The sequence below is a fragment of the Escherichia sp. E4702 genome, from assembly GCF_963883545.1.
Classification (GTDB): Bacteria; Pseudomonadota; Gammaproteobacteria; order Enterobacterales; family Enterobacteriaceae; genus Escherichia.
The window spans coordinates 1-25,983 of the sequence record NZ_CAWORF010000014.1; the positions used below are offsets into that span (position 1 = coordinate 1).

Sequence of the window (25,983 nt, forward strand, 5' to 3'; positions counted from 1 at the left end):
GCTGAAGCGTCTTATCATGCCTACACAGCAATACCTCGTGGGCCGGAAAAGGCGTTCTCGCCGCATCCTGCCCCCCATGCCTGATGCGACGCTGAAGCGTCTTATCATGCCTACACAGCACTGCCCCGTAGGCCGGATAAGGCGTTTACGCCGCATCCGGCATAAAAACACGCGCACTTTGTTACGGCTTCCCTATCGGGAGGCCGTTTTTTTGCCTTCATTCCTGTATTGGTTTTCATATTGTCGTTTTTGTGATCGTTATCTCGACATTTAAAAACAAATAATTTCATTATGTTTTGAAATCGAAAACAAACGACAGGATATGAAAGTGTACGTGGTATCGACAAAGCAGATGCTGAACAACGCGCAGCGCGGCGGTTACGCGGTTCCTGCATTCAATATTCACAATCTCGAAACGATGCAAGTAGTGGTGGAAACCGCTGCCAACCTGCAGGCACCGGTCATTATCGCTGGAACGCCCGGTACATTTACTCATGCTGGTACAGAAAATCTGTTGGCGCTGGTCAGTGCGATGGCGAAGCAATATCACCATCCATTGGCGATTCACCTCGACCATCACACTAATTTTGAAGATATAGCTCAGAAAGTCCGCTCCGGCGTGCGCTCAGTAATGATTGACGCCTCGCATCTGCCTTATGCGCAAAATATTTCACGGGTTAAAGAAGTGGTGGATTTTTGCCATCGCTTTGATGTCAGCGTCGAAGCGGAGCTGGGGCAACTGGGCGGCCAGGAAGATGATGTGCAAGTCAATGAAGCTGATGCGTTGTACACCAACCCCGTTCAGGCACGGGAATTTGCCGAGGCAACCGGGATTGATTCCCTGGCGGTTGCCATCGGCACGGCTCACGGTATGTACGCCAGCGCACCGGCGCTGGATTTTTCTCGACTGGAGAACATTCGCCAGTGGGTGAACTTACCGCTGGTGCTGCATGGCGCGTCAGGATTATCGACTAAGGATATTCGGCAAACCATCAAACTGGGGATATGCAAAATCAACGTTGCAACGGAGCTGAAAAATGCCTTCTCGCAGGCGTTAAAAAATTACCTGACCGAGCACCCCGAAGCGACCGATCCCCGGGATTATTTGCAGTCGGCTAAATCTGCAATGCGCGATGTGGTGAGCAAAGTGATTGCCGATTGTGGCTGCGAGGGCAGGGCATAACGCACCTGCCATTTAACAAGGAAAAAACATGAAAACGTTAATTGCCCGGCATAAAGCTGGTGAACATATCGGCATATGTTCAGTCTGTTCTGCACATCCGTTGGTTATCGAAGCGGCGCTGGCATTTGATCGCAACAGCACGCGCAAAGTGCTGATTGAAGCAACGTCAAACCAGGTCAATCAATTTGGCGGTTATACCGGAATGACACCGGCGGACTTTCGCGAATTTGTTTTCGCGATTGCCGATAAAGTCGGATTTGCACGTGAGCGTATTATTCTCGGCGGCGACCATCTGGGGCCGAACTGCTGGCAGCAGGAAAAGTCAGATGTGGCGATGGAAAAATCCATTGAGCTGGTAAAAGCATATGTTCGTGCGGGATTCAGTAAAATTCACCTTGATGCGTCAATGTCCTGCGCGGGGGATCCCATACCGTTAGCGCCAGAAACGGTTGCGGAACGAGCTGCTGTGCTTTGCTTTGCTGCGGAAAGTGTGGCGACAGATTGCCAGCGTGAGCAACTGAGCTATGTCATAGGCACCGAAGTTCCGGTTCCGGGCGGTGAGGCCAGCGCCATTCAGTCAGTACACATCACCCAGGTTGAAGATGCCGCCAATACTTTACGTACGCATCAAAAGGCCTTTATTGCCCGTGGTCTGGCAGAGGCGTTAACACGCGTGATTGCCATTGTGGTGCAGCCAGGCGTGGAATTTGATCACAGCAATATTATCCATTATCAGCCGCAAGAAGCGCAGGCGCTGGCCGAATGGATAATCAACACCAAAATGGTTTATGAAGCACATTCTACCGATTACCAGACCCGGACGGCTTATCGGGAATTAGTGCGCGATCACTTTGCCATATTGAAAGTCGGCCCGGCATTAACCTTTGCTTTACGCGAGGCGATATTTTCGCTGGCGCAAATTGAAAAGGAACTTATTGCCCCCGAAAATCGCAGCGGTTGCCTGGCGGTAATCGAAGAAGTGATGCTCGACGAACCGCAATACTGGAAAAAATATTATCGTACGGGTTTTAACGATTCATTATTGGATATTCGTTATAGTCTTTCGGATCGTATTCGTTATTACTGGCCGCATAACCGGATTAAAAATAGCGTCGAAACGATGATGGCGAATCTGGAAGGTGTGGACATCCCATTGGGCATGATTAGTCAGTATCTTCCTAAGCAATTTGAACGCATTCAGTCCGGGGAATTATCAGCAATACCGCATCAGCTGATTATGGATAAAATTTATGATGTTTTGCGTGCCTATTGCTACGGCTGTGCGGAATAAGGACGGCATATGACAAAGCTCTTTGTTCGTAGCGGGATTTCTTTTGCCGATCGCAGTGAAGCACTGACCCATATCGGCAATGAAATGGTCGCGCAAGGTGTAGTTCATGACTCCTGGCCGCAGGCATTAATTGCCAGAGAGGCGGAATTTCCCACCGGGATAATGCTTGAGCAGCACGCCATTGCAATACCGCATTGTGAGGCGATTCATGCTAAGTCGTCAGCCATTTATCTGTTAAGGCCAACAAATAAAGTTCATTTTCAGCAAGCGGATGATGATAACGACGTGGCGGTATCGTTGGTTATTGCGTTGATTGTGGAAAATCCGCAGCAGCAATTGAAACTTTTACGCTGTTTATTTGGCAAGTTACAACAGCCCGATATTGTCGAGACACTAATTACTCTTCCTGAAACCCAGTTAAAGGAATACTTCACAAAGTATGTTTTAGATTCAGACGAATAAATCCCTCTGTAACAATAAAAAGGACTATTTATGAAACGCAAGATTATTGTCGCTTGCGGAGGCGCGGTTGCGACCTCTACGATGGCGGCGGAAGAAATTAAAGAGTTGTGTCAGAATCATAATATTCCTGTTGAATTAATCCAGTGTCGGGTTAATGAAATAGAAACCTATATGGATGGTGTGCATTTGATATGCACCACTGCCAGGGTGGACCGTAGTTTTGGCGATATTCCGTTAGTTCACGGCATGCCTTTTATTTCTGGTGTCGGTATCGAAGCATTACAAAATAAAATTCTGACTATCTTACAGGGGTGACCTATGTTTTCAGAAGTCATGCGTTATATTCTCGACCTCGGCCCTACGGTGATGCTGCCGATTGTCATCATTATTTTTTCTAAAATATTAGGCATGAAGGCAGGCGATTGCTTTAAAGCGGGTCTGCATATCGGGATTGGCTTTGTGGGCATTGGCCTGGTGATTGGCTTAATGCTGGATTCCATTGGCCCGGCGGCGAAAGCGATGGCGGAAAATTTCGACCTGAATCTGCATGTGGTCGATGTCGGCTGGCCGGGATCATCTCCAATGACCTGGGCGTCGCAAATCGCGCTGGTGGCGATTCCGATTGCGATTCTGGTTAACGTGGCAATGCTACTGACCCGTATGACGCGGGTGGTAAATGTTGATATCTGGAACATCTGGCATATGACCTTCACCGGCGCGTTGCTGCATCTGGCAACCGGTTCATGGATGATTGGGATGGCGGGTGTGGTAATTCACGCGGCGTTTGTTTATAAGCTCGGCGACTGGTTTGCTCGCGATACCCGTGATTTCTTTGAGCTGGAAGGCATTGCTATTCCGCACGGTACGTCGGCGTATCTGGGACCCATCGCGGTACTGGTGGATGCCATTATCGAGAAAATCCCTGGCGTTAACCGAATTAAATTTAGCGCCGACGATATTCAGCGCAAATTTGGTCCTTTTGGCGAACCTGTCACCGTGGGTTTTGTGATGGGGCTGATTATCGGCATCCTCGCGGGTTACGATGTCAAAGGTGTATTGCAACTGGCGGTAAAAACGGCGGCAGTCATGCTGCTGATGCCACGGGTGATTAAACCCATCATGGATGGCTTAACACCTATTGCGAAGCAGGCTCGCAGCCGTTTGCAGGCGAAGTTCGGCGGTCAGGAGTTCCTGATTGGCCTTGATCCGGCATTGCTGCTGGGGCATACGGCGGTAGTATCGGCAAGCCTGATTTTTATCCCGCTCACCATTTTGATTGCTGTTTGTGTTCCGGGTAATCAGGTGCTGCCGTTTGGCGATCTTGCAACTATCGGCTTCTTTGTGGCGATGGCAGTCGCCGTGCATCGTGGAAACCTGTTCCGCACCTTAATCTCGGGCGTCATCATTATGAGCATCACCCTGTGGATTGCGACGCAAACTATTGGTCTGCACACTCAACTGGCTGCCAATGCGGGCGCATTAAAAGCCGGAGGTATGGTGGCTTCGATGGATCAGGGCGGTTCTCCCATTACCTGGTTATTGATTCAGGTTTTCTCCCCGCAAAATATTCCCGGTTTCATTATTATCGGCGCCATTTATCTCACCGGTATTTTCATGACCTGGCGTAGAGCGCGCGGCTTTACCAAACAAGAGAAAGCCGCTATCGCAGAATAATTTTTACCTGAGGGGGAGAATATCCCCCTTAACAAATCAGGAGTTTTTATGAAATCAGTGGTGAATGATACTGATGGTATCGTGCGCGTTGCAGAAAGAGTTATTCCTGAAATTAATCATCAGGATGAGGTGCGGGTAAAAATTGCCAGCTCGGGGGTATGTGGTTCCGATTTGCCCAGAATTTTTAAAAATGGTGCACATTATTATCCAATAACGTTAGGCCATGAATTTAGTGGCTATATTGATGCGGTGGGAACCGGTGTTGATGATTTACAACCTGGCGATGCAGTTGCCTGTGTGCCGTTATTACCCTGTTTTAATTGCCCGGAGTGTCTGAAAGGGTTTTATTCCCAGTGTGCGAAATATGATTTTATTGGTTCGCGACGTGATGGTGGATTTGCCGAATATATTGTCGTTAAGCGAAAAAATGTCTTTGCACTACCCGCGGATATGCCTATTGAGGATGGGGCTTTTATTGAACCGATTACCGTTGGCCTGCATGCTTTCCATTTAGCGCAAGGTTGTGAGAATAAAAACGTTATTATTATTGGTGCCGGAACCATTGGCCTGCTGGCCATTCAGTGCGCTGTTGCGTTGGGGGCAAAGAGTGTGACGGCTATCGACATTAGCCCAGAAAAACTGGCACTGGCAAAATCCTTCGGCGCTATGCAAACATTTAACAGTAGCGAAATGAGCGCGGCGCAAATGCAGAGCGTTTTACGCGAACTGCGCTTCAACCAGCTTATCCTCGAGACAGCAGGCGTACCGCAAACCGTCGAACTGGGGGTGGAAATCGCCGGGCCTCACGCACAACTGGCACTGGTGGGAACGTTACATCAGGATCTGCATTTAACATCCGCGACATTTGGCAAAATATTGCGTAAAGAGCTGACGGTTATCGGCAGTTGGATGAACTACTCCAGCCCGTGGCCTGGGCAGGAGTGGGAAACGGCGAGCCGGTTGCTGACAGAACGTAAGTTGAGCCTGGAGCCATTAATCGCTCACCGTGGAAGCTTTGAAAGCTTCGCCCAGTCGGTGCGTGACATCGCTCGCAATACCATGCCGGGTAAAGTGTTGCTCATTCCCTGAAACCGTGGGCCAGCGTGATGCTGGCCCGGTATTGTGCAAAACAGATCATTCACCAATGGTCCCCCTTCGTTTACACTAGTCACAATTGAATATGGGTAAATGACGATGAATTCATTCGAGCGAAGGAATAAGATCATCCAATTAGTGAATGAACAGGGAACCGTGCTTGTTCAGGATCTGGCGGGAATATTTGCTGCATCGGAAGCGACAATTCGAGCCGATTTGCGCTTTCTCGAACAAAAAGGCGTGGTCACGCGCTTTCATGGCGGTGCGGCAAAAATAATGTCCGGTAATAGTGAAACCGAGGCGCAGGAAGTCGGGTTTAAAGAGCGATTTCAGTTAGCCAGCGCACCGAAAAACAGAATTGCGCAGGCGGCAGTAAAAATGATCCACGAAGGCATGACGGTTATCCTCGATAGCGGAAGTACGACAATGCTTATCGCTGAAGGGTTAATGACTGCTAAAAATATCACGGTGATCACCAATAGCCTTCCTGCTGCATTTGCCCTTTCTGAAAATAAAGACATCACTTTGGTGGTTTGTGGTGGTACGGTGCGCCATAAAACGCGATCTATGCATGGATCTATTGCTGAACGTTCCCTGCAGGATATTAATGCCGATTTAATGTTTGTGGGTGCTGATGGGATTGATGCGGTTAATGGTATTACGACCTTTAATGAAGGTTATTCCGTTAGCGGTGCTATGGTGACAGCGGCGAATAAAGTTATCGCAGTTCTCGACTCAACAAAATTTAACCGTCGTGGATTTAATCAGGTACTGCCAATCGAAAAAATCGATATTATTATTACCGATGATGCCGTATCAGAGGTCGATAAACTGGCATTGCAGAAGACACGGGTGAAATTAATTACGGTGTAGTATTGTTCTGTAGGCCGGATAAGGTGTTTACACCGCATCCGGCATAACTGATTTTCCCTAATTCAAGAGAGAATAATTTGATTAACGCAATAACGGACAATCCGGTGGTAATCGACAACGCAGCGCCGCCGGAAGTATTTCAATATGAAAGTTTTGTCCACTCAACGGTTCGCCATCCAGATTAAAGGTGATTTCATGCGGTGCTTGTATCTCGAACCATGCTGAAGCGCCATCAATAATATTCGGGTTTTCTTCGTCAGGTTTTAAGGTTGAGAAGAGAGCTGGAAGAATTTCATCGCCAGTGAAAATACGCAGTTGTAACAAACCATCATTGATCAGCGCATTTGGGCATAGTTGCTGACCGCCACCGGCCTGACGCCCGTTGCCAATACCAATAACCAGCGCATCGCCTTGCCAGTGAAAATTTTCACCACGGATTTCGCAGCGATCCGGTTGCAGTGTATCCATGCGCATTAAGCCGTGAATGATGTAAGAGACGCCACCCAGCGCGGCTTTTAATTTCTCTGGCGTTTCCGTGGTGATGCGCGTACCAAATCCGCCCGTCGCCATGTTGATAAAACAGGTTTGTTTGTTGACCTGCGCCATATCAATCGCAATAGCGTTACCGGCAATCGCCAGTTTCAACGCCTTATCCAGCGCCTCAGGGATCCCCACGCTGGTGGCGAAATCATTCGCTGTACCTAGCGGCAAAATCCCCAAAGCAGGAATGTCATCGCCTTCACACTGAATCAACGCCGTGGAGACTTCATTAATGGTGCCATCACCACCGCCTGCTATCACCGTCGCGACGCCAAGTTGGCACGCTTCAGTCACAAAACGCGCGGCATCACCTTTCTCCCAGGTGACCCGTACATGGATCGTTATTCCTTCCTCACGCAACAGCATAATCGCCTCGCGCAATGTTTCATTGTCAGCACTTTTGCCGTTAAGAATCAGCAAACTGGCGGGAAAATCAGCCATCGTCGTATGCCTTTATTATTGATCTTTAGAAAGTGTAGAGCAGAAAAGAGAAGGTGGAGTCAGAACAGGATGAAAGTCGTAGTGCAAAAAATAAGCCTGCGTAAGGGAGATTACACAGGCTAAGGAGGTGGTTCCTGGTACAGCTAGCATTTTATGGGTTATGTTTTTCAGCGAAACGGATGATAACCTTAATAAATGCAGCTGTATGTGATCGGTTTCTAAGAATTTTCTATCTGGGAAAAATACTTGAAATTAATCACTTGCCGTGCGGGTTACGCGTGGTTTCCCCAGAGAAATTACGCATCAGCAGCGCGTAGTTCAGTGCGAGATCCTGCGGGACCGGGATCCACACAGTATAACCATCGCCCGGCGCAACCGGCATCGCTTCGCCTTTGGCGTTTTCCATATGCTCAAGGGTAAAGTTGATATTGCCCTGTGGAGTCATCAGCTCAAGGCTGTCGCCAACGGAGAATTTGTTTTTAACCGCTACCGCCGCGAGGTCGCCTTTACGCTCACCGGTAAACTCACCAACAAACTGCTGGCGGTCAGAAACGGAATAACCGTATTCGTAGTTCTGATAATCATCATGCGTATGGCGACGCAGGAAACCTTCGGTATAGCCGCGATGCGCCAGACCTTCCAGCGTCTCCAGCAGGCTGGTGTCGAACGGTTTGCCCGCAGCGGCATCATCGATAGCTTTACGATAAACCTGCGCGGTGCGTGCACAATAGTAGAAAGATTTGGTGCGGCCTTCGATTTTCAGCGAATGCACGCCCATTTTGGTCAGGCGTTCAACGTGGGCGATAGCGCGCAGATCTTTCGAGTTCATGATGTAAGTGCCGTGTTCGTCTTCAAACGCGGTCATATACTCACCCGGACGCTGGGCCTCTTCGATCATAAACACTTTGTCGGTTGGCGCGCCGATACCCAGCGTCGGTTCAACGTTTTGCACCGGAATCGGCTCGTATTTGTGTACGATGTTGCCGACGTCATCTTCTTTACCTTCCTGGACGTTGTACTCCCAGCGGCAGGCGTTGGTGCAGGTGCCCTGGTTCGGGTCGCGTTTGTTGATATAACCAGAGAGCAGGCAGCGACCGGAGTAGGCCATGCACAGTGCGCCGTGAACGAAGATTTCGAGCTCCATATCCGGCACCTGATTGCGGATCTCTTCAATCTCTTCCAGTGATAGTTCACGGGAGAGGATCACGCGGGTCAGGCCCATTTGCTGCCAGAATTTTACCGTCGCCCAGTTTACGGCGTTAGCCTGCACGGAAAGGTGGATCGGCATTTCAGGGAAGTGCTCACGCACCAGCATAATCAGCCCAGGATCGGACATAATCAGCGCATCCGGCCCCATTTCCACTACCGGTTTCAGGTCACGGATAAAGGTTTTCAGCTTAGCGTTGTGCGGCGCAATGTTGACCACGACATAAAACTTTTTCCCCAGCGCATGGGCTTCATTGATGCCGAGCTGAAGATTTTCGTGGTTGAATTCGTTGTTGCGCACACGCAGGGAGTAACGCGGCTGGCCCGCATAAACAGCATCTGCGCCATAAGCGAAAGCGTAACGCATATTTTTCAGCGTTCCCGCCGGGGAAAGGAGTTCCGGTTTAAACATAATTCTCTCGTTCTGATGACAGGTCAGATCCGCTTCACCTGATGAAGCGGTTAGGGGCGTGTCCCCACTTTAAGGGCGGGCATTGTAGCGCAATCGGTGGGGTTGGCTCCAGTGCAAATGTCTGGTCGTCTCCTGGTTTTGGTAAGGATGCGAATAACGATAATTTCTTCGGCACTTGCAGGAAATAAATAACGTGGCGTTCAAAAAGAAGAATAAAAATTCTTTCGCCGAATATGAAACTTATCCTCCCATTATTTTAATGGCGAGGATTGATCCTTAGCATCAATAAGCCAGTGTTTATTAGAAATAAAGCCGGGCGCGTCATCTGCGCCCGGCACAATGATTAAGTCTTATCTTTCACCGTCTGGCTTACGCCATTGGTTTTTACAGAGGCAATTCCGACTTCGCGTGATTGAGCGGTAGCATACATCTGGCTGGAGCCAATTATCTGATGATTGGCCGCTTTCAGATTGAAATAAAACTTGCCGTTGCTCGCCGTCTTTTTCTCATAGCGTTCATCCTGCGGACTGTTGCTTTGTACCGAGGCGATGCCCTTTTCCGCAGAGGCTTTTGAGGCATACAATTCGCTTGTGAGAATGGTTTCTCCGTTCCCCGCTTTTAACACAAAACGGAACTGATTATCACTGCTCTTATTAAGTTCAAACCAACCAGCCATATTGACTCCTTGCTTGAAATTGCGTATCGAAAACAGTATGTAACGATTTAAGTATGGGTGATATTCAGGTGGTTGCCAATCAGGGGAATACCCTCTAATGCATGGGGGAGATTACTGATAAATATGCTGAAATCTGAATACGAGCACGGCTTTATCCCTCTCTTTTTCAGAGAGGGTAATAATACTCAGTGGGCGACGGAACGGTTCGCGTTGTAGTTTGAGACTGCCATTAAAAGGAACAGGCTAAACAATACGGCAGGCGTCAGCTTCCCAACGGTAACCGACACCGTAAACGGCACGGATAAATGACTGCTCGGCATCGAGAGATTCCAGCTTGCGACGCAGGTTTTTAATGTGGCTGTCGATAGTTCGGTCGGTTACCACGCGGTAGTCGTCGTAAAGATGATTGAGCAATTGCTCGCGGGAGAATACTTTACCCGGTTCATGGGAGAGCGTTTTCAGCAGACGAAATTCCGCAGGCGTCAGGTCAAGCATTTTGCCACGCCATGAAGCCTGAAAACGACCTTCGTCGATAATCAACGGACTTTCGGCATCCTGTTGCTGCAACTCGCGCTGCGGTTTGCAGCGGCGCAAAATGGTTTTGACGCGCGCCACTACTTCACGCGGGCTGTACGGCTTGCAGATATAGTCATCAGCACCAATTTCCAGCCCCAGCAGGCGGTCGATCTCTTCGATTTTCGCCGTCACCATCACAATTGGGACATCGGAAAAACGACGAATTTCCCGGCACAGCGTCAGACCATCGGTGCCTGGCAACATCAGATCCAACAGGATCAGATCCGGCGGCGTCTGGCGCACGTACGGCAGTACCTGATCGCCGTGGCTGATAAGTATTGGCGCGTAGCTCGCGGCACGCAGATAATCAATGAGCAACTGCCCCAGCTTGGGTTCATCTTCCACGATTAAAATGCGTGGCGTGTTTTCGTCAATGGGTAACTCGGTCATGCTTCTCCCTGTAAATCTCGTTCCAGCGGTAATTCTACTGTAATGCTTAGCCCGCCAAAAGGCGAATGGGCGGCAAGAATGCGGCCATTATGCGCTTCAACGATGTTAACGCAAATCGCCAGCCCCAGCCCGGAACCGCCGCTGGCACGGTTGCGGGAACCTTCGGTGCGATAAAAACGCTCAAACAGTTTTTGCAGCTGATCATCACTGACGCCCGGCGCGCTGTCGGCAAAGGTCAGGCGCACCGTTTTATCGTGCTGCTCGGCAGAGATTTTCAGGCTGCCGCCGCTGTCGGTGTAGCGCAGGCTGTTTTCCAGTAAGTTATTGAATAACTGCATTAAACGGTCGCGATCGCCAAATACGGTAATGCTGTCTGGCAGGGAAAATTGCAGTTTCAGGCCACGGCTGGCGAATCGTTCGCGAAATGCGCCGCCCGCCACTTCCAGCAGTGGGATCAAATCTACCGGTGCTTTTTGATAGGCGAGAGCGCCTTCATCAGACATCGACAACTGATGGAGATCGTCAACCAGTTTGGTCAGTGTGCCGACCTCCGCCTGTAAAGACGCCACCGTCTCCGGCGTGAATTTACGCACGCCATCCTGAATGGCTTCCAGTTCACCGCGCAGCACCGCTAATGGCGTACGCAGTTCGTGAGAAATATCGGCCATAAAATCGCGGCGCATTTGCTGGTTTTTCTCCAGCGTGCTGGCGAGCTGGTTGAAGTCTTGTGCCAGTTTCCCCAGTTCATCTTCGCTGGTGGGCGTCACGCGAGTGGTGAAATCGCCCGCCGCCAGTTTGTGCGTGCCGTCAACTAACCGTTTTACCGGTGCCAGCAAACCGCGTGCCAGTGGAAATGTCGCCAGCGCCGCTAATAAAGTAGATAACGCCACAATCAGCCAGCTGGTTTGCCGCTGTTGCTTATCAAAATTGATATCGGTGTTGCGCGTCAGGCGTTCAACGGGGGAAGCGATCACCGCGCCGACTTCCACACCATTGACCAGAATGGGCCGCCGTGTGCCGTCCGGTGGAATGGGTGCGCGTGGGCCAACCAGCACTTTGTTATTTTGATCGACCACCCAGAACTGGGTACGCCAGCCGTGTGGTGGCATACCGGGGCCGGGCTTATCGTCGTTGCTATCGTGTTCAAGCGAACGCAGGATCTGAAATACGAAGCGATCGTTATTACGCAGAAAGCGCCAGTTACCGTGCTGGGCGTATTGCTCGCCAAGCGCGTCGCCAAGCATTTGCAGCCGTTGCTCATTACCATGCTTGATGTAATCAATAAAACCACGCTCAAAACTAATACGTACCGCCCAGTGCATTGTGATCAGCAAGACGATGCAGGTGGCGAAGATTGCCAGAAAAAGTTTGCCGGTAATACCGGGCCGCCAGAACTTCATTCAGTGCTCCTTTTGCGCCGCGAAATAGCTACATTTTGATGCGTATCGTTCGGCACTCTGGCAAAGATGAACGCCGGAAGGGCGATAAGAAACGCCATACTAAGCCAGGTGTACATAAAGACAGTTTGTGTGGTGCCGCTGTCGACGCTGACATGCTGCGAACCAAAAAGTCCCAGCAACAGCCCGGCGATGGTGACCCCGATACTCATCGACAATTGCATAATCATCGACAGCAGACTGTTGCCGCTGCTCGCCAGATTGTCCGGGAGATCTTTCAGCGTCAGGGTGTTCATGGAGGAGAAACGCGTCGAGTTGACCATTCCTTGTAAAAACAGAACGAACGGCAAAACGTAGTACCAGCCCAGCAGCGCGGTAGTCATAAACAACAGGGTGACCAGCGACAGACCCAGCGTGGTCGCCACCAGTACCCGACGATAACCAAAGCGATTCACCACCTGCACCACAATTCGCTTCATCCCCATGCTGCCAAGTACCATCGGGATCATCATCAATCCGGCATGAAACGGTGAGAAACCAAGGCCAATTTGCAGGAAAACCGGCGTCATAAAGGGCAACATGCCGCTACCGATACGTCCGGCAAAGCTCCCCGCCAGGCCCAGCGAAAAGGTACGAGTGCGGAACAGTTTCAGACTGAAAAGAGCGCGATGGTTATTTCTGGCGTGCAGCAGATAAAGCACCAGTGCCACCACGCCAACCGCTACCAGCACGGCGATGGTTAGCGGCGACAGTCCTGTACCTTTACTGCCGTCCAGCGCCAGCGTTAATACCGCCATGCCAACCGCCAGCAATAAAAAGCCGGAGAGATCGAAGCGCCGCGTCTGCATGGTGTAGTTCGGCATTAACATCAGTGTGGCGATCGCACCGATAATTCCCACTGGAATGTTGATCAAAAAGATCCAGTGCCACGACGCGTACTCCACCAGCAGGCCGCCGAGCGCCGGACCCAATAGTGGGCCGACCTGACCGGGCAGAGTGACAAAGGTCATCGCCGCCATATATTGCTCGCGCGGTACGATTTTCATCACCGTCAATCTGCCGACCGGCACCATCATCGCACCGCCAACGCCCTGTAACGCGCGTGCCAGCAACAGTTCGTTCAGCGTGCCGGAAAGCGCGCAAAACAGTGAACCGAGAGTAAACAGCACGATGGCGGTAAAGAAAATATTGCGCACGCCGACTTTGTCCGCCAGCCAGCCGCTGGCAGGCAACATCACCGCCACGGTCAGCACATAAGAGACAATGACCATGTGCATATGTAGCGGACTTTCCCCGAGGCTTTGCGCCATTGAGGGAAGGGCGGTGTTTACGATGGTGGTGTCCAGCGACTGCATAAAGAAGCCGAAAGCCACAATCCACAATTGCCAGCGGGTGCTGTTGGGAAGATCTGTCATTTACTCGGTTACCGTTTGTTTAGGTTTACGCGAAAAACGCAGCCGCAGACGGTCGAAAAAGAGATACACCACCGGCGTGGTATACAGCGTCAGAAGCTGGCTCATTACCAGACCGCCGACAATGGTGATCCCTAGGGGTTGCCGCAGCTCCGAGCCGTCACCGCCCGACAATACCAGCGGCAGCGCGCCAAACAGCGCCGCCAGGGTAGTCATCATAATCGGGCGAAAACGCAGCAGGCAGGCCTGGAAAATAGCTTCCTGCGGCGTCAGGTTACCGTGCCGTTGGGCTTCAAGCGCAAAATCGACCATCATAATGGCGTTTTTCTTCACGATGCCGATTAATAGCATGATCCCTATCAGGGCGATTAGGCTGAACGGGGCATTGAACAGCTCCAGCGCCAGCAACGCCCCGACGCCCGCCGAGGGCAGGGTGGAGAGAATCGTCAGCGGGTGCACGTAGCTCTCGTACAACATTCCCAGCACGATATACACCGTGGCGATGGCGGCGATAATCAGGATCACCTGTGAGTTCATCGTCTCCTGGAACACCTGCGCTGTTCCGGCAAAACTGCCGCGCACGGTCGAAGGCACACCAAGCTGGGTCATTGCGCGATCGATCGCCGCACTGGCGTCCGAGAGCGATTTTCCGGTCGGCAGGTTGAACGAGATGGTCGACGCTGCCGATAATCCCTGATGATTCACCGACAGCGGAGCGTTCGCCGGTTGCCATTTAGCGAAATACGACAGCGGGATCGCTTTGCCTTCGTTATTGATAACGAACATTTTTTCCAGCGCGCTGATGTCCTGGGTATAGCGCGGATCCACTTCCATCACCACTTTGTATTGGTTCATCGGCTGGTAAATGGTCGAGATTTGCCGCTGACCGAAGGCGTTATTTAACAGACTGTTGGCGGCTTGCACGTCGATTCCGAGCCGTGCCATGGTGTCGCGGTCGTAAACCAGATTCATCTCCGCGCCGTTATCCTGCTGATCGGAGTTCACGTCCGCCAGTTCCGGCAACGTTGCCAGTTTTTGCGAATTTTCGGCTCCCATTCGCGCAATGCCGCCAGGTCATCGGACAGCAACGTGTACTGATAGCTGGCGTTCGATTGACGCCCGCCAACGCGAATATCCTGTACCGCCATCAGGAACAGATTCGCTCCTGGCTCTTTTGCGAGCTTCACGCGCAGACGGTCGATAATTTGCTGCGCCGTTTCGCTGCGTTCATCGCGTGGCTTGAGAGTGATAAACATCATCCCGCTGTTCACCCGCGAACCGCCGGTAAAGCCGGTGACATTATCCACTGCCGGATTGTCACGGATAATTTTCATGAAATCCTGCAACTTACCGCGCATTGCCTGAAACGAAATACTCTGATCCGCCTGTATCCCGCCCATCAACACGCCGGTGTCCTGCTCCGGGAAGAAGGTTTTCGGGATCGAGATATACAGCCAGATATTGAGCGCGATAGTACCAAGCAGCACCACGCCCACCAGACGGGTATGATTGAGCACCCATTTCAGCGACTTGCCGTAGCCTTGTTGCAGAGCAACCAACATGCGACCAAAACCACGCAGTCGCTTTTGCTCGCGCGGCTTGCTGGCTTTCAGCATCCAGCCGCACATCATCGGCGTTAGCGTCAGGGAAACCAGCAACGAAATACCAATGGCGACAGAAAGCGTCACGGCAAACTCGCGTAACAGGCGACCCGGCAATCCGCCCATCAACAGCAGCGGCAGGAACACCGCCACCAGTGACAGACTCATCGACAGCACCGTAAAGCCGACTTCGCGAGTACCTTGTAGCGCGGCCTGTAGCGGTTTCATCCCCGCTTCCAGATGACGGGCAATGTTCTCCAGCACCACGATGGCGTCATCCACCACGAAACCAGTAGCAATGGTGAGCGCCATTAACGACAGGTTATTGAGACTGAATCCGCACAGGTACATCGCCGCAAACGTACCAATCAGCGAAACCGGCACCGCAACGGCGGGAATAATAGTGGCGCGACCCGAGCGCAGGAATAAAAACACCACCAGAATCACCAGCGCCACCGAGATAATCAGCGTTTGCTCGACTTCTTCCAGCGAGGCGCGAATGGTGGGGGAGCGATCCTGGGCAATTTGCAGATCAATCGCCGCCGGAATGGTCTCCTGCAACTCCGGTAATTTTGCCCGGATGCTGTCAACCGTCTGGATAATATTGGCTTCCGGCAGCTTGCGGATCATCAGCAAAATAGCCGGTTTGGCGTTGGTCATCCCGGCGTTGCGCACATCCTGCACCGAGTCTGTCACCGTCGCCACATCACCCAGACGAACCGCGCCGCCGTTGTTGTAATGAATAATCAACGGCTGATATTCAGCGGCGGTTTTTAGCTCATCATTGGTCTGGATCTGCCAGCGGTGAGTGCCATCTTCCAGCGCCCCCTGCGGTTTACGCACGTTGGCATTGCTGATGGCGGTGCGAACATCGTCCAGCGAGACTCCCTGATTAAACAGCGCCTGCGGATTCAGTCCGACGCGCACGGCGGGCAGTGAGCTGCCGCCGACATCGACATCACCGACACCGTCGATTTGCGCAATCGTCGGGGCAAGCTGTGTTGAGGCGAAATCGTACAGTTCACCTTGCGAATAAGTATCGGAGGTTAGCGTCAGGATCATAATTGGCGCATCCGACGGGTTCGCTTTGCGATAGGTCGGACGGCTTGGCATCCCGCTGGGCAGCAAACTTTGCGCGGCGTTGATCGCCGCTTGCACATCGCGCGCCGCGCCGTTGATATCCCGGTCAAAATCAAACTGCAAAATAATGCGCGTGCTGCCGAGCGAACTGCTGGAGGTCATTTCGCTGACTCCGGCAATGCGCCCAAGCGAACGTTCCAGCGGCGTGGCAACGGAAGACGCCATTGTCTCTGGCGATGCACCGGGCAGCGAGGCGCTGACCATAATCACCGGAAAATCGACCTGCGGCAGCGGGGCGACCGGCAGCATACGGAAGCCCAGTATGCCGCACAGGGTAATGGCAACCGACAGTAAAATCGTCGCCACCGGGCGGTAAATGAAGAGGGCAAAAAACTTCACTTACGCCTCCTCTTCATGACGAGCAAAGCGGCTTTTGGTCCACAATGCCAGGCGGTCGAACAGTAGATAAATCACCGGCGTGGTAAACAGCGTCAGCACCTGGCTGACAACCAGACCGCCGACCATGCCGATACCTAACGGACGACGTAGTTCCGCGCCGACCCCGGTACTCAACATCAGCGGCAGCGCGCCAAGCAGTGCCGCCAGAGTGGTCATCAGGATCGGACGAAAACGCAACAGACAAGCCCGGTAGATTGCATCGCGCGGCGACATGCCTTGCTCGCGCTCAGCAGCCAGCGCGAAGTCGATCATCATGATGGCGTTCTTCTTCACAATACCGATCAGCAAAATAATGCCGATAATCGCAATCACATCCAGCTCACTTCCGGCAATCATTAATGCCAGCAGTGCGCCGACCCCTGCGGTGGGTAGCGTCGAGAGAATGGTGATGGGGTGAATAAAGCTCTCGTACAGAATGCCGAGCACGATATACATCGCCACCACCGCCGCGACAATCAGCCAGACAGTGCTGCCCAGCGCCGACTGGAAGGCGAGGGTGCTGCCCTGGAACTGTGTGGTGATATCCACCGGCAGATTCAGCGTCTTCTCGGTGTCCATAATCGCCTGCACCGCATCGCCCAGCGAATAGTTATCCGGCACGTTAAAGGAGATAGTCGTTACCGGGAACTGATCCAGATGGTTGATGGAAAGCGGCGCAAAACGCTGCTCAATTTTGGCAATTGAGCTTAGCGGCACCACGCCGCCGTCGCTGCTGGTCAGGCGAATAGTATCCAGCGCCGCAAGCCCAGGAGTATTTTCGGTGTTGTGCTCCAGCACTACGCGATACTGGTTAGCCTGAGTATAAATAGTGGAAATCAGCCGCTGACCAAACGCGTTGTACAGGGCGTTATCGACGTCCGCCATGCTGATCCCCAGACGGCTGGCGCTGTCGCGATCAACATTGACATACGCCACCAGCCCTTTGTCCTGCCAGTCGCTGGAGACATCAGAAAGCTGTGGCAGCTGCTGGAGTTTTTCCATGAGCTGCGGCACCCAGGTACTGAGCGCATCCAGTGACGTGGCCTGCAAGGTAAACTGGTACTGGGTGCGGCTGACCTGAGTATCAATAGTCAGGTCCTGCGTTGGTTGCAGGAAGAGATCGACGCCCGGCACTTTATCTACCGCCGTTTGCAGACGGGCGATGACTTTTTGCACCCGATCATCACGTTCATCCAACGGTTTGAGGTTGATCTGTAAACGCGCACTGTTCAGCGACGGGTTAGTGCCATCAACGCCAACAAACGAGGTCAGGCTTTGCACCGCCGGATCCTGCAAAATCACATCCGCGACCTGGCGTTGCCGCTGGGCCATATTGGCAAAGGAGCTGGATTGCGGCGCCTGCAAAGTGCCCTGAATAATGCCGTTGTCCTGTACCGGGAAGAAGCCTTTCGGAATGAACACCCACAGCAGTACGCTAAGCAGCAGCGTGCTGAGCGCCACGCTTAAGGTCAGCCACGGATGATTCAGCACTTTCGCCAGTCCACGACCATAGGCGGCGATTATCCCGTCGAACATTTTCTCCGAGGCACGGGAGAAGCGGTTCTGTTTACGCAGCGACTCCTGGCTGAGCATCCGCGCGCACATCATCGGTGTCAGGGTCAGCGACACCACGGCTGAGATCAAAATCGCGACTGCCAGAGTAATGGCAAATTCGCGGAACAGTCGCCCGACGATATCGCCCATAAACAGCAGGGGGATCAACACCGCAATCAGTGAGAAGGTCAGCGAGATAATGGTAAAGCCGATTTCACCCGCGCCCTTGAGCGCCGCCGCCAACGGTTTTTCGCCTTTTTCGATATAGCGGGAAATATTTTCGATCACCACGATGGCGTCATCGACCACGAATCCGGTGGCGATAGTTAACGCCATCAGCGTCAGGTTATTGATTGAAAAATCGAGAAACACCATGACCGCGAAGGTGCCGATTAACGACAGCGGCACCGCGACGCCGGGAATGATGGTCGCCGGAATATTGCGCAAAAACAGGTAGATAATCATTACTACCAGCGCGATAGCCATCATCAATTCAAACTGAGTATCATCGACGGATGCGCGGATATTGGTGGTACGGTCAGAAAGTACCGTCACCTTCACCGATTTCGGCAGACTCTCGGTGAGCTGTGGCAGCATCTGCCGGATGCTGTCGGCGGTGGAGATAATGTTAGCACCGGGCTGGCGCTGAACATTCATCACAATGGCCTGTTCTTTGTTCGCCCACGCGCCGAGCCAGCTGTTTTCTGCACCTTGCTCTACAGTTGCGACATCGCCCAGACGAATCGGCGCGCCGTTCTGGTAGGCGATGATTAGCTGGCGATACTCTTCGGCGGATTGCATCTGGTCGTTAGCGGAAAGCGTGACCGCACGGGAAGGGCCGTCGAGGCTACCTTTTGCCGAGTTAACGTTAGCACCGGTAATGGCGGTTCGCACGGTTTCGCTGGTCAGGCCGAGGGCGGCAATCGCCTGAGCGTTAAGTTTGACGCGAACAGCCGGACGCTGCCCGCCGGAAAGCGTCACCAGGCCGACACCGGAAATCTGCGAGATTTTCTGCGCGACGCGGGTTTCCACCATATCTTCCACTTGCGTCATCGGCATGGCGGTTGAGGTGACGGCGAGCGTCATGATCGGCGGATCTGCCGGGTTCACTTTGCTGTAAACCGGCGGGTTAGGCAGATCGCTCGGCAACAAGTTGGTCGCAGCGTTAATCGCGGCCTGCACTTCCTGCTCGGCGACATCCAGCGGCAATGTTAGCTGGAACTGCAAAGTGATAACCGACGCACCGCCGGAACTTTGCGATGACATTTGTTTCAGGCCGGACATCTGCCCGAACTGGCGTTCGAGCGGCGCGGTAACGGCAGAGGTCATCACATCCGGCTGGCGCCAGGGTAGAGTGTAACCACCTGAATAGTCGGATAGTCCACTTCCGGCAACGCCGAAACGGGCAGGGCGCGATAACCGATAATCCCGGCGAGTAAGATCGCCACCATCAGCAGCGTGGTGGCGACAGGACGCATAATAAACAGGCGCGACGGGCCGCCTGTGCTGCTCGGAGGTAACACCTGCATCAGGAGCGCGCTCCTTTTTTCGCGTATTCGCGGCTGGTGGCTTTCTCTTCCGGTGCGGTGGCGCTCTGGGCTTCCACCACTTCCACTTTCGCTCCTTCGGTCAGACGATCAATGCCATCCGTCACTACGCGGTCGCCCGCAGAAATACCTGCGCGGATCACCACTTTCTGACTGTCCTGAATGCCCGGCGTCACCAGATGTTTGCTGACCTTGTTTTCGCTATTCAGCACCCAGACAAAATGGCCTTCATTGCCCATTTGCAGGGCGGCGGTGGGGATCACCACGGCGTTTTGTTCGGTGTCGACTAACATGCGCGCGTTAACAAACTGATTGGGAAACAGCGCATCATCCTGATTATTAAAGCGTGCTTTCACTTTAATCGTACCGGTAGTGGCATCGATTTGGTTATCGAGACTTAACAGCGTGCCTTCACTTAATTTCTTCGAGTTAGTGCGATCCCAGGCTTCTACCACCAGCGGTTTTCCGGCTTTTTGCGCCTGCACAACGGTAGCGATATCGCTTTCCGGCAGGGTAAAGACTAAATCGATAGGATGCGTCTGGGTGATCACCACAATCCCGGTGGTGTCGCCACTGGAGATTTGGTTACCAACATCAACCTGCTTGAGACCAACGCGGCCATCGACTGGTGCGGTAATACGGCTCCAGTCGAGTTGCAGCTGTGCGCTGGCGACGCTTGCTTCATCAGCCTTAATGGTGCCTTCGGTTTCACTGACCAGCGCCTGTTGGGCATCCAGCTCCTGACGGGAGACGAGATTGGTTTTTGCCAGTTGCTGATAACGCGCCAGATCACGGCGGGCGTTGGCAAGCGTGGCTTTATCTTTTGCCAGTTGGCCCTGGGCTTGTGCTAATGCAACTTTGAACTGGCTGGGGTCAATTTCTGCCAGTAAATCGCCTGCTTTGACCTGCTGGCCTTCCTGGAGATGTAACGCCATCAGTTGACCGTCCACGCGGCTACGCACCGTAACGGTATTAGCGGCGGTAATGGTGCCAAGCCCGGTGAGGTAACGCGGAACTGCCTGTTCTACGGCGGTCGCCGCCTGAACCGGGGCTAATGGGCCGGAACGCATACCACGGCGACCACCCGCTGGCGATTGCTGTGCTTGTTTCGTCGCACCTGGGGCTGCGCTCTGGGATTCATTGCGGCCTTGCCAGAACCAGAATGCGGCGATGGCGGCGATAACCACCACGATTACGATTACCCAACGGGATTTATAACTGCCTTTCATCGTTAAGAGTTTCTCTTCCTGAAACGTTTCGCGGAATGATACTAGTGTAGCCAGCCAATAAGGGCGAAAAATGGAGGAATTATGAAACAGTTTCGGGAATCGTCTGAATGACGGTGCGCTTTGCGAGCATGCATCCAGTAATGACACAGGAAACTATTTTATTCGCAGGTTAGCGATAGACTGCGTACATGGCAATAAGGAGGTAACCCGACGATTTCAGCGGGACGCTGAAACGGGAAAGCCCCTCCCGAGGAAGGGGCCTTAAATAAGGAAAGGGTCATGATGAAGTGGATCATCATCGTGGTGCTCTTAGTGATTAGCTTACCGGCTTACTAAGACTACCAGGGCGGGGGAAACCCCGCTCTACCCTCACTCCTGAAAGTATGCCTTCACTGTCAGATTGTCAATCCGCAGACTTTGCAGTCTGCGATCCTGCCAGCAAATATTCTTTGCGAGACGTTACGCAATAATCACTGGTGAAACTATTTTATCCGCGAGTCAGCGATAGACTGCATGCATGGCGAAAGGAGATAAAACGACGATTTCAGCGGGATGCTGAAACGGGAAAGCCCCTCCCGAGGAAGGGGCCTTAAATAAGGAAAGGGTCATGATGAAGCTACTCATCATCGTGGTGCTCTTAGTCATTAGCTGGCCAGCTTACTAAGACTACCAGGGCGGGGGAAACCCCGCTCTACCCTCATTCCTGAAAGTATGCCTTCACGGTTAGATTGTCAATCTGCAGGCTTTGCCCTCTGCGATCCTGCCAGCAAATATTCTTTGCGAGACGTTACGCAATAATCACACTGGAAACTATTTTATCCGCAAGTCAGCGATAGACTGCATGCATGGCGAAAGGAGGTAAGCCGACGATTTCAGCGGGATGCTGAAACGGGAAAGCCCCTCCCGAGGAAGGGGCCTTAAATAAGGAAAGGGTCATGATGAAGATACTCATCATCGTGGTGCTCTTAGTGATTAGCTACCCAGCATACTAAGACTACCAGGGCGGGGGAAACCCCGCTCTACCCTCACTCCTGAAAGTATGCCTTCACGGTCAGATTGTCAATCCGCAGACTTTGCAGTCTGCGATCCTGCCAGCAAATATTCTTTGCGAGACGTTACGCAATAATCACATGGGAAACTATTTTGTTCACGCGTTAGCGATAGACTACGTGCATGGCGAAAGGAGGTAAGCCGACGATTTCAGCGGGATGCTGAAACGGGATACCCTCTCCCGGAGAAGAGGGGTTAAAAAAGGAAAGGGTTATGATGAAGCACGTCATCATACTGGTGATACTCTTAGTGATTAGCTTCCAGGCTTACTAAGAACACCAGGGGGAGGGGGAAACCTCTCCCTAACCCTCACTCCTGAAATTATGTCACTCCGCCCTTAGTGTCAATCGACGGCTCTCCGTTCTTGCGAGGCGAATAGCAAAATTATCTACGCCGCCGGGCCTAATTCTGAAAATGTCTTCGTTTGCTCTTATTTCATTATTGCAGTCGGTATGATACCGGACCTCAATAATTCTCTAAGAAAGGATTTCTTATGAGCGAACAAATCACGTTTGCCACCAGCGATTTTGCCAGTAACCCGGAACCACGTTGCCCCTGCATTTTGCTGCTGGATGTTTCTGGCTCGATGAGCGGCAGACCCATTAATGAACTTAACGCCGGATTGGTTACCTTTCGCGATGAGCTGCTTGCCGATCCGCTGGCTTTAAAAAGAGTGGAACTCGGCATTGTGACGTTCGGCCCGGTGCATGTGGAACAACCCTTTACCAGCGCCGCTAATTTTTTCCCACCTATCCTGTTTGCTCAGGGCGATACGCCAATGGGCGCCGCCATTACCAAAGCCCTGGATATGGTTGAAGAGCGGAAACGTGAGTACCGCGCAAATGGCATTTCGTATTATCGTCCGTGGATTTTCCTGATCACCGATGGTGCACCAACTGATGAGTGGCAGAGTGCCGCCAACAAAGTGTTTCAGGGGGAAGAAGATAAAAAGTTTGCCTTCTTTACCATCGGTGTTCAGGGGGCGGATATGAAGACGCTGGCCCAAATCAGCGTCCGTCAGCCTTTGCCATTGCAGGGATTACAATTCCGTGAACTGTTTAGCTGGTTATCCAGTTCGTTACGTTCGGTTTCCCGCTCCACGCCGGGAACGGAAGTTGTACTGGAAGCACCAAAAGGCTGGACGTCAGTGTGACCTGGCGTCTGGTCTATGCATCAGCCGTCGGAACGTCGCACATCAGCGTTGATTTGCCTTGCCAGGATGCCTGCCAGATGCAGGTTGCCTGGTTAAACGACCAGCAACCATTACTGGTGATGTTTCTTGCTGATGGTGCGGGAAGCGTCTCGCAGGGGGGCGAAGGCGCGATGCTCGCCGTCAATGAAGCGATGGCTTATATGTCGCAAAAAGTGCAGGGTGGGGAATTGGGGCTCAATGATGTCCTCGCTACGGATATTGTGCTGGCCGTTCGTCAGCGACTTTTTGCCGAGGCGGAAGCCAAAGAATTAGCAGTTCGCGATTTTGCCTGCACGTTTTTGGGATTGATTTCATCGGCTAATGGCACCTTGATTATGCAGATTGGCGATGGCGGCGTGGTGGTAGATTTTGGTCATGGTCTGCAATTGCCGCTTACGCCGATGGCAGGTGAATATGCCAATATGACGCACTTCATTACCGATGAAGATGCCGTTTCCAGACTTGAAACTTTCACCAGCACTGAGCGTGCGCACAAAGTTGCAGCATTTACGGATGGCATTCAGCGACTGGCGTTAAATATGCTGGATAATTCTCCGCACGTGCCTTTCTTTACCCCGTTTTTCAATGGACTGGCGTCAGCAACGCAGGAACAACTCAATTTATTACCTGAGTTGTTAAAGCAGTTTTTGTCCAGCCCGGCGGTAAATGAGCGTACCGATGATGATAAAACGTTGGCACTGGCTATGTGGTTACCATGAAAACCACTTTATATACTGCTACTGGTGAGTGCGTTACGCCAGGCCGTGAACTGGGCAAAGGTGGCGAAGGCGCGGTTTATGATATCGAGGAGTTTGTCGATAGCGTCGCCAAAATTTATCACACACCGCCACCCGCCTTAAAACAGGACAAACTTGCCTTTATGGCTGCGACAGCCGATGCACAGTTGCTGAATTATGTCGCCTGGCCGCAGGCAACGCTTCACGGCGGACGAGGCGGAAAAGTTATCGGTTTTATGATGCCAAAAGTTTCTGGTAAGGAACCGATTCATATGATCTATAGCCCGGCACATCGTCGCCAGAGTTACCCTCATTGTGCGTGGGATTTTCTACTCTATGTTGCGCGCAATATTGCTTCATCTTTTGCTACGGTTCACGAGCACGGGCACGTCGTAGGTGACGTAAACCAGAACAGCTTCATGGTAGGTCGTGACAGCAAAGTGGTGTTGATTGATAGCGACTCCTTTCAGATTAACGCCAATGGCACACTGCATTTATGCGAAGTCGGCGTGTCGCATTTTACGCCGCCAGAGCTGCAAACCTTACCGTCATTTGTTGGCTTTGAACGCACAGAGAATCACGATAATTTTGGCCTTGCGTTGCTGATTTTTCACGTCTTGTTTGGTGGGCGTCATCCTTATTCCGGTGTGCCGCTTATCTCTGAAGCGGGTAATGCGCTGGAGACGGATATTGCCCATTTCCGTTATGCCTACGCGTCAGACAATCAGCGACGTGGCTTAAAACCGCCGCCACGATCTATTCCGCTATCGATGTTACCGGGTGATGTTGAAGCAATGTTTCAGCAGGCGTTCACGGAAAGTGGCGTGGCAACCGCGCGTCCGACGGCTAAAGCGTGGGTAGCAGCACTGGATTCTCTACGCCAACAGTTAAAGAAATGTACCGTTTCGGCAATGCATGTTTATCCCGCTCATTTGACTGACTGCCCGTGGTGTGCGCTGGATAATCAAGGCGTTATCTATTTTATTGATCTCGGCGAAGAGGTCATTACCCCCGGCGGTGATTTTGTGCTGGCGAAAGTCTGGGCGATGGTAACGTCGTCAGTAGCACCGCCAGCATTGCAACTGCCATTACCCGATCATTTCCAACCTGGGGGTAGGCCGCTTCCTTTAGGCCTGTTACGGTGCGAATACATCATTCTGATTGAGATCGCACTGTCAGCGTTATCGCTGTTGCTTTGCGGCCTTCAGGCAGAACCGCGTTATATTATTTTGGTTCCTGTGTTGGCGGCTATCTGGATTATTGGCAGTCTGACAAGCAAAGCGTACAAAGCAGAAATCCAGCAACGCCGTGAGGCATTTAATCGCGCGAAAATGGACTATGACCATTTAGTCAGCCAGATCCAACAGTTGGGCGGGCTGGAAGGTTTTATCGCCAAACGGGCGATGCTAGAAAAAATGAAGGACGAAATTCTCGGTTTACCGGAAGAAAAGAAACGCGCTCTGGCAGCACTTCATGACACCGCAAGGGAACGGCAGAAGCAGAAGTTTCTGGAGGGATTTTTTATTGATGTTGCCTCTATTCCCGGCGTTGGCCCTGCGCGTAAAGCGGCGTTACGGTCATTTGGTATTGAAACAGCGGCAGATGTTACCCGTCGTGGCGTTAAGCAAGTGAAAGGGTTTGGCGACCATCTGACCCAGGCAGTTATCGACTGGAAAGCGAGTTGCGAACGCCGTTTTGTGTTCAGGCCGAATGAAGCGGTAACGCCAGCAGACAGACAAGCGGTAATGGCGAAAATGGCCGCCAAACGACATCGGCTGGAATCGGCGTTGACTGTCGGAGCGACAGAGTTGCAGCGATTCCGCCTTCATGCTCCAGCGCGGACCATGCCGTTGATGGAACCGTTACGTCAGGCGGCAGAAAAATTGGCTCAGGCGCAGGCAGATTTAAGCCGTTGCTGAGCCAGTTT

The 25,983-nt window shown here is 52.3% G+C and carries 22 protein-coding genes and 2 pseudogenes; 15 read left to right on the forward strand and 9 right to left on the reverse strand.

Annotation, left to right across the window (positions count from 1 at the left end):
• The 8 genes from AACU94_RS05950 to AACU94_RS05985 form a co-directional block, all read left to right on the forward strand.
• The coding region (locus tag AACU94_RS05950; protein ID WP_205713092.1) for a hypothetical protein at window positions 1-274 on the forward strand (274 nt) is incomplete at its 5' end.
• Window positions 275-328: 54 nt separating this feature from the next.
• Window positions 329-1,183, forward strand: coding sequence for a tagatose-bisphosphate aldolase subunit GatY (gene gatY / locus AACU94_RS05955; protein ID WP_135489248.1), 855 nt, complete (start codon window positions 329-331; stop codon window positions 1,181-1,183).
• Window positions 1,184-1,211: 28 nt separating this feature from the next.
• Complete coding sequence (gene gatZ, locus AACU94_RS05960) at window positions 1,212-2,474, forward strand: tagatose-bisphosphate aldolase subunit GatZ (RefSeq protein ID WP_135489101.1); 1,263 nt, start codon at window positions 1,212-1,214, stop codon at window positions 2,472-2,474.
• Window positions 2,475-2,483: 9 nt separating this feature from the next.
• Window positions 2,484-2,936, forward strand: coding sequence for a PTS galactitol transporter subunit IIA (gene gatA / locus AACU94_RS05965; protein WP_130221844.1), 453 nt, complete (start codon window positions 2,484-2,486; stop codon window positions 2,934-2,936).
• A gap of 30 nt (window positions 2,937-2,966) precedes the next feature.
• Window positions 2,967-3,251 (forward strand): PTS galactitol transporter subunit IIB, encoded by a 285-nt coding sequence (gatB, locus tag AACU94_RS05970; RefSeq protein ID WP_023154833.1) that lies wholly within the window; start codon window positions 2,967-2,969, stop codon window positions 3,249-3,251.
• A gap of 3 nt (window positions 3,252-3,254) precedes the next feature.
• The gene (locus AACU94_RS05975) at window positions 3,255-4,610 is read left to right on the forward strand and encodes a PTS galactitol transporter subunit IIC (protein WP_130219344.1); all 1,356 of its coding nucleotides are present in this window, start codon (window positions 3,255-3,257) and stop codon (window positions 4,608-4,610) included.
• Between the two features lie 48 nt (window positions 4,611-4,658).
• Complete coding sequence (gene gatD / locus AACU94_RS05980; RefSeq protein WP_135489102.1) at window positions 4,659-5,699, forward strand: galactitol-1-phosphate 5-dehydrogenase; 1,041 nt, start codon at window positions 4,659-4,661, stop codon at window positions 5,697-5,699.
• A gap of 105 nt (window positions 5,700-5,804) precedes the next feature.
• The gene (locus tag AACU94_RS05985; protein ID WP_205712905.1) at window positions 5,805-6,578 is read left to right on the forward strand and encodes a DeoR/GlpR family DNA-binding transcription regulator; all 774 of its coding nucleotides are present in this window, start codon (window positions 5,805-5,807) and stop codon (window positions 6,576-6,578) included.
• A gap of 81 nt (window positions 6,579-6,659) precedes the next feature.
• Here the strand turns inward: AACU94_RS05985 and yegS are convergent, their stop codons facing one another.
• From yegS to mdtA, 9 genes and pseudogenes are all read right to left on the reverse strand, one after another.
• The gene (gene yegS / locus AACU94_RS05990) at window positions 6,660-7,559 is read right to left on the reverse strand and encodes a lipid kinase YegS (protein WP_135489103.1); all 900 of its coding nucleotides are present in this window, start codon (window positions 7,557-7,559) and stop codon (window positions 6,660-6,662) included.
• A gap of 256 nt (window positions 7,560-7,815) precedes the next feature.
• Window positions 7,816-9,177 carry a prephenate-dependent tRNA uridine(34) hydroxylase TrhP gene (gene trhP, locus AACU94_RS05995; protein ID WP_135489104.1) on the reverse strand — a complete coding sequence of 454 codons (1,362 nt, stop codon included), beginning with the start codon at window positions 9,175-9,177 and terminating at the stop codon, window positions 7,816-7,818.
• Window positions 9,178-9,520: 343 nt separating this feature from the next.
• Window positions 9,521-9,853 carry a YegP family protein gene (locus tag AACU94_RS06000; protein ID WP_064526966.1) on the reverse strand — a complete coding sequence of 111 codons (333 nt, stop codon included), beginning with the start codon at window positions 9,851-9,853 and terminating at the stop codon, window positions 9,521-9,523.
• Between the two features lie 243 nt (window positions 9,854-10,096).
• Window positions 10,097-10,819, reverse strand: a complete 723-nt coding sequence (baeR, locus tag AACU94_RS06005; RefSeq protein ID WP_130219354.1) for a two-component system response regulator BaeR — start codon at window positions 10,817-10,819, stop codon at window positions 10,097-10,099.
• Window positions 10,816-12,219, reverse strand: coding sequence for a two-component system sensor histidine kinase BaeS (gene baeS / locus AACU94_RS06010; protein ID WP_130219356.1), 1,404 nt, complete (start codon window positions 12,217-12,219; stop codon window positions 10,816-10,818). The genes baeR and baeS overlap by 4 nt, the downstream gene beginning before the upstream one ends.
• Window positions 12,216-13,631 (reverse strand): MFS transporter, encoded by a 1,416-nt coding sequence (locus AACU94_RS06015; RefSeq protein WP_135489105.1) that lies wholly within the window; start codon window positions 13,629-13,631, stop codon window positions 12,216-12,218. The genes baeS and AACU94_RS06015 overlap by 4 nt, the downstream gene beginning before the upstream one ends.
• Window positions 13,632-16,708 (reverse strand): annotated as a pseudogene (gene mdtC / locus AACU94_RS06020) (multidrug efflux RND transporter permease subunit MdtC). It lies immediately after the preceding gene.
• Window positions 16,709-19,830 (reverse strand): annotated as a pseudogene (mdtB, locus tag AACU94_RS06025) (multidrug efflux RND transporter permease subunit MdtB).
• Complete coding sequence (mdtA, locus tag AACU94_RS06030) at window positions 19,830-21,077, reverse strand: multidrug efflux RND transporter subunit MdtA (protein WP_135489106.1); 1,248 nt, start codon at window positions 21,075-21,077, stop codon at window positions 19,830-19,832. Before mdtA ends, mdtB begins: the two are co-directional and overlap by 1 nt.
• A gap of 279 nt (window positions 21,078-21,356) precedes the next feature.
• Between mdtA and AACU94_RS06035 the strand changes: the two genes are divergently transcribed.
• The 7 genes from AACU94_RS06035 to yegI all read left to right on the forward strand — a co-directional run bounded on the left by AACU94_RS06035 (window position 21,357) and on the right by yegI (window position 25,975).
• On the forward strand, window positions 21,357-21,413 hold the full coding sequence (locus AACU94_RS06035; RefSeq protein WP_106907789.1) for a type I toxin-antitoxin system Ibs family toxin: 57 nt from the start codon (window positions 21,357-21,359) through the stop codon (window positions 21,411-21,413).
• Between the two features lie 271 nt (window positions 21,414-21,684).
• The gene (locus AACU94_RS06040) at window positions 21,685-21,741 is read left to right on the forward strand and encodes a type I toxin-antitoxin system Ibs family toxin (RefSeq protein ID WP_100249772.1); all 57 of its coding nucleotides are present in this window, start codon (window positions 21,685-21,687) and stop codon (window positions 21,739-21,741) included.
• Between the two features lie 271 nt (window positions 21,742-22,012).
• Window positions 22,013-22,069, forward strand: coding sequence for a type I toxin-antitoxin system Ibs family toxin (locus tag AACU94_RS06045; RefSeq protein WP_012767742.1), 57 nt, complete (start codon window positions 22,013-22,015; stop codon window positions 22,067-22,069).
• 271 nt (window positions 22,070-22,340) lie between these two features.
• Window positions 22,341-22,400 (forward strand): type I toxin-antitoxin system toxin IbsA, encoded by a 60-nt coding sequence (gene ibsA / locus AACU94_RS06050; RefSeq protein WP_010723109.1) that lies wholly within the window; start codon window positions 22,341-22,343, stop codon window positions 22,398-22,400.
• Between the two features lie 220 nt (window positions 22,401-22,620).
• Entirely contained in the window at window positions 22,621-23,280 is a 660-nt protein-coding gene (locus AACU94_RS06055) for a vWA domain-containing protein (protein ID WP_130257562.1), read from the forward strand.
• Window positions 23,277-24,038: a PP2C family serine/threonine-protein phosphatase gene (locus AACU94_RS06060; RefSeq protein ID WP_135489107.1), complete on the forward strand. Its 762-nt coding sequence runs from the start codon at window positions 23,277-23,279 to the stop codon at window positions 24,036-24,038. Before AACU94_RS06055 ends, AACU94_RS06060 begins: the two co-directional genes overlap by 4 nt.
• Window positions 24,035-25,975 carry a protein kinase YegI gene (gene yegI, locus AACU94_RS06065; RefSeq protein ID WP_135489108.1) on the forward strand — a complete coding sequence of 647 codons (1,941 nt, stop codon included), beginning with the start codon at window positions 24,035-24,037 and terminating at the stop codon, window positions 25,973-25,975. Before AACU94_RS06060 ends, yegI begins: the two co-directional genes overlap by 4 nt.
• Window positions 25,976-25,983 lie beyond the last annotated feature (8 nt).